Below are 6,740 nucleotides of genomic sequence, written 5' to 3' on the forward strand. Positions count from 1 at the left end.
TTAGCCTAACAAAAACCACCTTCATCACCTACACCTGTCAGCAGACTCTTATTATCTAACACTTTGCTGAGAGTTGCAAATACTTCCGCACTCCAACGCAATGCTTCCTTGAAAGAAGGCGCACCGATAGGAACAATCATAAACTCTTGAAAGTCAACGTTATTAGATGCGTGCGCTCCACCATTGATCACGTTCATTAAGGGGACTGGCAATAAATTCGCCAAAGGTCTACCTAAATAGCGATAGAGAGGAATGTCTAAAGCTGCTGCACCTGCTTTGGCTGCTGCTAAGGAAATACCTAAAATTGCATTTGCGCCTAAGTTAGATTTGTTAGAAGAACCATCTGTAGCAATCATTGTCCGGTCTAACAATTCTTGGTTGAGGACATCCAACCCTAATAATTTGGGTGCTAATATCTCATTGGCGTTTTTTACCGCTGTGAGGACTCCTTTACCACCATAACGGCTTTTATCCCCATCTCGCAGTTCATGAGCCTCAAATGTGCCTGTGGAAGCACCGCTAGGAACTTGTGCGAGTCCGACTGCACCACCAGCTAAATGTACTTCCGCTTCTAGTGTAGGTCTTCCCCGTGAGTCGAGGATTTCGCGGGAGACAATGGCTTCAATAGCGGTGTCTAGAAATTTAGTCATTCGTGGTTTGTCCTTGATTTTGAGTATGTCGTCAGGGTTTAACCTTTACAGTTTACTAATAACCCAATCGCTAGTTTATGTGTTTCTGGGGGAAAATCGGCTGAGATTAAAGAAGATTTCCAATCGTGACGGGTGATAATGCTCGCTGAGTATGGAAGGAAACATGGAATTTGTCAGAATCGGGATGTACAGGATTAAAGGATTGACAGGATTATTTATTGATAATTTATTTTGTCAGAATCAGGATGCTCAGGATTAAAGGATGTACAGGATTATTTATTGATACTTTACTGATTTTGCATACATCAATTGCTATTTTCAATATTTATGTACAAAATCCTGTAAATCCTCAAATCCTGGATATCCTGATTCTGACATATATTTCTAAATCTGCTTATGTTATAATTTTCCTAAAATTACAGAGATTATTTATGAACAAAAAAAGTATTACCGCCATAATTCATACAGGTGACGATTTTGGTTATGTGGCTGAGTGTGTAGAAATTTCTGTTGTTACTCAAGGGGATACTTTAGATGAAGTTGTGAAAAATTGTACCGATGCTTTTTTTTTGCATTTAGAAGGGGAAAATCCACAGGATTTTGGATTAATTGAACATCCAACTATTCGTTTTATTTTTGAATTACAGCCGATTTATGGCTAAGTTAAGAAGATTATCAGCACAGGAAATCATTGATATTTTTAATCGCTTTGGTTTTGAAATTATTATCCAAAAAGGTAGTCATATTAAATTGCGGAGATTAGGAGAAAATGGTAAGAGTAAGCCAGAAAATAAATGATCCTGTTTTGTCATGCTGAGTGTAGCGAATCGAAACGAAGCATCTCATCGTTCCTAGTCTCTGACTAGGAATGCAGTTAATGAGGCTCTGCCTCTAATAAGTAGTGAGACAGAATTAATTACACAATGTCATTGCGTTAGCGCAGCGTGGCGTTAGCCATATATAACGAAGTGAAATGAAGCAATCGCAAGGGTTGTGATTGCTTCCCTTCCCTCGCAATGACTGTAAATATTTTTGTCCAATTACTTATCATTGAAGTCAGAGCCTTCTAGAATTCATTCCCAGTCAGAGACTGGGAATGAGATGACTTGAGTTCTTTGCGGGATAGATGTTTTACGCTAAAAAAATCGTCTTCTTGTCCGAGGTTCAGACGGTGTTCTTCGTAAAGGGACTACTTCTGCTTCACTACCCTCCCTAGCTACTCGAATTAATAACGCAGAAGATACCAAACTAGCAACCATCGAATTACCACCATAACTAAACATAGGTAAAGGTAAGCCTGTAGTTGGTAACGCACCTGTAGTTACACCAATATGTAATAGTGATTGGCCAACCATGACAACTACTACACCAATTGCTACTAATTTGGATGTGAGATTTTTGGATTTAAGGGCAATAATTAATCCTAAAGTGGCAAATATTGCTAACATTAGCAAGAGTAAAATACCGCCAATAAAACCAAATTCTTCGGAAAAAATTGCGAAGATAAAATCAGTATCTTGAATTGGTAAATAGAATAACTTTTGTTGAGAAAGTCCAAATCCCGACCCCCAAGTTTGCCCTGAACCTACGGCTAATAAACTTTGTACTAACTGATAACCATCTCCTGTGGCATCCCCCCAAGGATTCATAAAGGACATAATGCGTTTACGTTGATATTCTTTGATACTAATACTGAGTAATGCTAAAAGCAGACCACCAAAGGCTGTTCCTCCCAAATATTTATATGGTATTCCTGCTGCTAAGGCAATGAACCAAATTGTCATGCCGCAAAGTGCTGTGGTACTTAAGTTAGGTTGGGCAAGAATTCCTAAAAGCACAAGACCAAAAACACCCAACCAAGATAAACGAATTCCCCAAGGTCGTTTTTCCCACTGGCCAAAAAGTGTGGCGCTTTGTAAAACTAAAAAGGGTTTAATTAATTCTGATGGTTGGATAGGAATGGGGCCAATGGCTATCCACCTAGCAGCATCAAAGGCTTTTTTTCCTAATCCTGGTATTAATGTCAGAAAAATCAGCATCAGAAAAAATATTAAAAACCAATGAGATACACCCAAGATTTTTCGCAATGGCAGATTAACAATGATGTTGAAAATAATTAAGGAAGCTATAGCCCAAAGAATTTGCCGTTTAAAATAATACAAACCGTCACCATGACGGGCATCAGCAACGGGATAGGATGCGGAAAAGAGGATGATTAAGCCAATAAACATCCACGTTAATGTTAGCCAGCGCAACAATCGGGCTTCTAAACCCCAGCTAGAAACAGAATTATCAAAAATTGGGATTAAACGGAGTAGATTCACAATTTGGTAATTGGTAATTGGTGATTTTCTTCTTTCTTCTCCTGACTCCTGGGTGGGGAAACCCCGCCCCTACTACAAGAAATCCTGTATTTAAATTAAAACTAAGTTATCTCGGTGAATCACAGTATCTGCGCCTTCATAACCCAGAATTGAGGGGATTTCCCGTGAATGTCGTCCGCAAATTTTCTGCAATTCTTCACTATTATAATTCACTAATCCTCTAGCAATTTCATCACCATTACTATCACACAATTGCACCGCCTCTTGATTGTCAAATTCCCCTTCTACGGCTTTAATTCCCGCTGCTAGTAAGGATTTTCCCGCTTTGACAACGGCAGCGATCGCCCCCTCGTCTAAATATAATTTTCCTCCAGGAATCAAACCATAGGCTATCCAACGTTTGCGGGCTGAGGTTGGTTCTGGTTGCGGTGCAAAATGTGTACCAATGAGTTCCCCCTGAATAATTTTTTCAATGTTTCGGGGAAACTGTCCTTGAGTAATGACTGTACGGATACCAGCAGCGATCGCAATTCTCGCTGCCGAAATTTTAGTCATCATCCCTCCAGTCCCCCATTGAGAACCCTGTCCACCAGTTTGAATCTGTAAATCTGTCAGTTCTTGCATACTACTAACTAAACTAATCGGTTTAGCATCGGGTACGGAACGAGGATCGGCTGAATATAATCTATCAACATCCGTTAATAAAAATAACCAATCTGCTTCTACTAAACTAGCTACTAATGCAGACAGGGTATCATTATCCCCAAATTTTAATTCTTCTACCGCTACTGTATCATTTTCATTAACTATAGGAATTACTCCCAAACCTAGTAATTCTTGAAAAGTATTATTAGCATTCAGATAGCGGCTACGTTGTACCAAATCTGCCCTAGTTAATAATACTTGAGCAATTGGTTGTTGGAGAATACTAAATAAATCATCATATATACGCATTAATCTACCCTGTCCAACTGCTGCTACAGCCTGTTTTAAAGCTATAGTTTTGGGACGTTCCGTTAACCCTAACCGCGCACAACCGACTCCCACCGCGCCAGAAGAAACTAAAATTACCCGATGTCCCTGTCGTCTCAAATCACAGAGGGTTTCCGCTAAAGTAGCAATACTAGAAAGGGCTAATTGTCCTGTTTCTGGTTGAGTAAGGCTAGAAGTACCGATTTTAACAACAATTGTTTTGGTCATTAGTTAGTGGTCAGTTGTTATTCCCAAAAAATTATACAGCACCAATCCCTCTATGGTGAAGGTTGGCGCTGTACGGGTTTATATTTATCTATTATCTGCTAGGGTCTTTTTAGGCTGACCCTGATGTTATTGAAATTAATAATCTCTGATTTTTTGCGAATTTGATAATTCCTTAACTATTTCTTTAGATTTACTTTCCTGACGAATGATAAATCTTTGTAAAGATTTGTATCTTAAAACTATTAATACAGCACGGCGAAAATAAACCAACCACTATAAATCTCCCAAAAGCTTATACCGTCTTCGTTTTGACCTTTGACTTTTGATTTTCGCCTAGCGGCACTAAGTAGGTAGACGTGAGATAACCAAAATGTGTATTCAATACTGCTCGGTTAAGCCTGAAAAGTCATTATATGGTAGGTTGGGTTGTGGAACGTAAACGTATCCCTGCGGGACACTGCGTGAACGCCAAGCAATCGGAACGAAACCCAACATTATCAAGGATTTTGTTGGGTTTCGCTATCGCTCAACCCAACCTACATTTCCTTAACCGACAAGTATTGAATGTGTATTGTAGAACCAAGAAACATTCCAATATAATTGCGCTGTCGCTTCATCCAACCTACAAAAAATGGCGAAGGTATGGTTATCGTTGATAATATAACTATGCTTTCTAGTTACCAATTATGACTATAGCCACTGAACGCCAGATTACACTAGAAAATTTTCTCAAGTTACCAGAAACTAAACCAGCATCAGAATTTATTAAGGGGGAAATCCTACAAAAACCTATGCCACAGGGTGAACATAGCTTAATTCAGACTACTTTTATTGAAGTTGTCAATGGACTAACCAGAAGTCAAAAAATTGCTATAGCTTTCTCCGAACTACGCTGTACTTTTGGTGGTAGTACCATTGTTCCTGATATTGCGGTGTTCCGGTGGGAGAGAATTCCCACAACTGAATCTGGGAAAATTGCTAACCGCTTTGAAATTCATCCTGACTGGGTAATAGAGATTCTTTCTCCTGAACAACCACAGAAAAAAGTATTAACAAAATTATTGCATTGTTCCCGACATGGAACTGAGTTAGGTTGGTTATTAAACCCAGAAGAAGAAAGTGTATTGGCTGTATTTCCTGGACAAAAAATTGAAATATATGAAGGTGATGATAAATTACCAATTTTGGAAAATATAAATTTAGAATTAACAGTTAAGGAAATTTTTGGTTGGTTGAGTTTTGATTCATAACTGTAGCAAGGAAAGGGGAATGAGAACCTTTATCAAGGGCGGGTAAACCCCGCCCAGAAATGAATTATGGCTTACGCCACGCTACGCTATCAGGGCTAATAACCAAAGTCTACTTTAGTAGACTCAAGATTATTCAGTCATCAAAAGACAACTTTTGCTATGAGACTGGGAATATGGCTAACGCCACGCTTCGCTATCATTCCCAGGCAGAACTTATGCCCACCTGGATATTAAAATTGTTGTAAGAAGCGCAAATCGCTGTTATATAAACGGCGAATATCATCAATTTGGTGTAATACCATAGCAAAACGTTCTACACCAAAACCAGCAGCAAAGCCGCTATAAACTTCGGGGTCATAACCGACAGATTTTAAAACATTGGGGTCAACCATTCCGCAACCCATGACTTCTAACCAACGTCCTTTCCACTGTAAATCTACTTCGGCAGAAGGTTCAGTAAAAGGGAAATAACTGGCACGAAAGCGAATTGGTAAGTCGCCAAATATTGATTGTAAAAAGATTTTGACAGTTCCTTTCAGGTCTGTAAAAGTTAGTCCTTCATCTATGGCTAAAAGTTCGATTTGATGAAAAACTGCTGAGTGGGTCGCATCTACATCATCTCTGCGATATACTCGACCTGGGGCAACAACTCGAATGGGTGGTTCTTCCTTTTCCATATAGCGAATTTGCACTGAGGAAGTATGAGTCCGTAATAAATTACCATCTGGTAAATAGAAGGTATCTTGCATATCACGGGCTGGATGATCTGGGGGGGTGTTAAGTGCTTCAAAATTGTAGTAATCTGTTTCCATTTCTGATCCTTGGGCAACGGTGTAACCCATGCCGACAAAGATATCTAGGGTTTGGTCAATAATGCCATTGAGGGGATGAATCCGACCTTGGGGACGGTAAATACCGGGCATGGTGACATCTATGGTTTCCGCCTCTAGCTGTGCCTGAATTTGAGCAGATTCTAGGGTTGTGCGTTGCTGGTCAAGGCTGTTTTGAATGGCTTCTTTGACTGTGTTAGCGATCGCTCCAATTTTAGGACGTTCTTCCGCGCTCATTTGCCCCATACTTCGCAATAGCGCCCCCAATTGCCCTTTTTTGCCTAAATAGTTGACTCTAAGTTCTTCTAGGCGTTCTAGGCTATCAGCAGAGGCGATCTCTGTTTCTCCTTCTTGCCGTAATGCTAAAAGTTGATTCTCTAAATTGCTAGTCATTAGTTATTGGTGATTAGTCATTAGTCATTAGTCTATAGTAGGGGACGGGGAACAGGGAACAGGGAACAGGGAACAGGGGGGCAGGGAGCAGGG

6 protein-coding genes and 1 pseudogene are annotated in these 6,740 nt (G+C 39.9%); 3 read left to right on the forward strand and 4 right to left on the reverse strand.

The window, feature by feature from the left end; genetic code table 11:
* Positions 1-11: 11 nt before the first annotated feature.
* Positions 12-650, reverse strand: a pseudogene (gene eno, locus AN486_RS18950) (phosphopyruvate hydratase); the annotation flags it as partial.
* A 245-nt stretch (positions 651-895) separates the two neighbouring features.
* Here eno and AN486_RS18955 point away from each other — a divergent pair.
* Both AN486_RS18955 and AN486_RS18960 read left to right on the forward strand, forming a co-directional pair.
* Positions 896-1,312 carry a type II toxin-antitoxin system HicB family antitoxin gene (locus tag AN486_RS18955; protein ID WP_234413371.1) on the forward strand — a complete coding sequence of 139 codons (417 nt, stop codon included), beginning with the start codon at positions 896-898 and terminating at the stop codon, positions 1,310-1,312.
* Entirely contained in the window at positions 1,305-1,448 is a 144-nt protein-coding gene (locus AN486_RS18960) for a hypothetical protein (protein ID WP_199924426.1), read from the forward strand. The genes AN486_RS18955 and AN486_RS18960 overlap by 8 nt, the downstream gene beginning before the upstream one ends.
* Positions 1,449-1,786: 338 nt before the next feature.
* Here the strand turns inward: AN486_RS18960 and AN486_RS18965 are convergent, their stop codons facing one another.
* Both AN486_RS18965 and proB read right to left on the reverse strand, forming a co-directional pair.
* Positions 1,787-2,974, reverse strand: coding sequence for an FtsW/RodA/SpoVE family cell cycle protein (locus tag AN486_RS18965; protein ID WP_290602060.1), 1,188 nt, complete (start codon positions 2,972-2,974; stop codon positions 1,787-1,789).
* A gap of 90 nt (positions 2,975-3,064) precedes the next feature.
* Positions 3,065-4,174, reverse strand: coding sequence for a glutamate 5-kinase (proB, locus tag AN486_RS18970; protein ID WP_053539063.1), 1,110 nt, complete (start codon positions 4,172-4,174; stop codon positions 3,065-3,067).
* A 686-nt stretch (positions 4,175-4,860) separates the two neighbouring features.
* On the opposite strand from proB, the gene AN486_RS18975 reads away from it, so the two are divergent.
* Complete coding sequence (locus AN486_RS18975; protein WP_053539062.1) at positions 4,861-5,424, forward strand: Uma2 family endonuclease; 564 nt, start codon at positions 4,861-4,863, stop codon at positions 5,422-5,424.
* A gap of 230 nt (positions 5,425-5,654) precedes the next feature.
* Here AN486_RS18975 and pheS read toward each other — a convergent pair whose 3' ends face one another.
* Positions 5,655-6,647, reverse strand: a complete 993-nt coding sequence (gene pheS / locus AN486_RS18980) for a phenylalanine--tRNA ligase subunit alpha (RefSeq protein ID WP_168635475.1) — start codon at positions 6,645-6,647, stop codon at positions 5,655-5,657.
* Between the last annotated feature and the right edge of the window lie 93 nt (positions 6,648-6,740).

Source organism: Anabaena sp. AL93 (genome assembly GCF_001672085.1).
Lineage (GTDB): Bacteria > Cyanobacteriota > Cyanobacteriia > Cyanobacteriales > Nostocaceae > Dolichospermum > Dolichospermum heterosporum.

Coding starts and splice junctions, on each gene's coding strand:
- AN486_RS18960 (WP_199924426.1), top strand. CDS start 1,305: ATGGCTAAGTTAAGAAGATTATCAGCACAGGAAATCATTGATATTTTT.
- AN486_RS18955 (WP_234413371.1), top strand. CDS start 896: ATGCTCAGGATTAAAGGATGTACAGGATTATTTATTGATACTTTACTG.
- AN486_RS18975 (WP_053539062.1), top strand. CDS start 4,861: ATGACTATAGCCACTGAACGCCAGATTACACTAGAAAATTTTCTCAAG.
- proB (WP_053539063.1), bottom strand. CDS start 4,174: ATGACCAAAACAATTGTTGTTAAAATCGGTACTTCTAGCCTTACTCAA.
- pheS (WP_168635475.1), bottom strand. CDS start 6,647: ATGACTAGCAATTTAGAGAATCAACTTTTAGCATTACGGCAAGAAGGA.